The sequence below is a fragment of the Proteiniphilum sp. UBA1028 genome (assembly GCF_002316955.1).
Classification (GTDB): domain Bacteria; phylum Bacteroidota; class Bacteroidia; order Bacteroidales; family Dysgonomonadaceae; genus Proteiniphilum.
This window is the reverse complement of record NZ_DCEN01000043.1, coordinates 25,064-25,723: the sequence shown is the minus strand read 5'-3', so window position 1 is coordinate 25,723 and position 660 is coordinate 25,064. Positions and strand designations below refer to the sequence as shown.

The following is a 660-nucleotide window of genomic DNA, read 5'->3' as shown; positions in this document are numbered from 1 at the left end:
TGACCTACGAAAATAGTCAGGCGCGCGAACGTACCCAGATCCTGATGGATTATGCCAATAAGACAGGCGGGCTGGTGGTGGGTACCGGAAACATGTCGGAACTTGCCCTTGGATGGGCTACATACAACGGAGACCACATGTCGATGTATGCCGTGAATGCCAGTGTGCCAAAGACGCTGGTTGCCACACTGGTACGATGGATTGCCGATCACAGGATGGAAGAACCGGCCCGCAGCATCCTTCACGATGTACTGGATACACCATTCAGTCCCGAACTGCTGCCAGCAGACAAAGAGGGACAAATTGCCCAGAAGACGGAACATGTGGTCGGCCCGTACGTGCTGCACGATTTTTTCCTGCACCGCATGCTACGGTATGGCGATGGGCCAAAACGTATTTTTCTCCTCGCCTGCCAGGCTTTTAGCAAAGCCTATGCTGCGGACGAAATAGGTCAGTGGCTGAGAGTATTCTACAAGCGTTTTTTTGCGCAGCAGTTCAAACGCTCCTGCATGCCCGACGGCCCAAAAGTGGGCTCCGTGAACCTCTCACCCCGCGGCGACTGGCGCATGCCGAGCGATGCCGTTGCTGACACCTGGCTCAACGAGCTGAAAAACGATCCCCGCATACATAATCCTGAACCCCGTATATCGAAACATTGAA

1 pseudogene is annotated in these 660 nt (G+C 54.2%); it reads left to right on the top strand.

The features are described 5' to 3' along the window. Positions 1 to 659: pseudogene (locus B3Z75_RS07440) on the top strand (NAD(+) synthase); the annotation flags it as partial. Position 660: the final 1 nt, after the last annotated feature.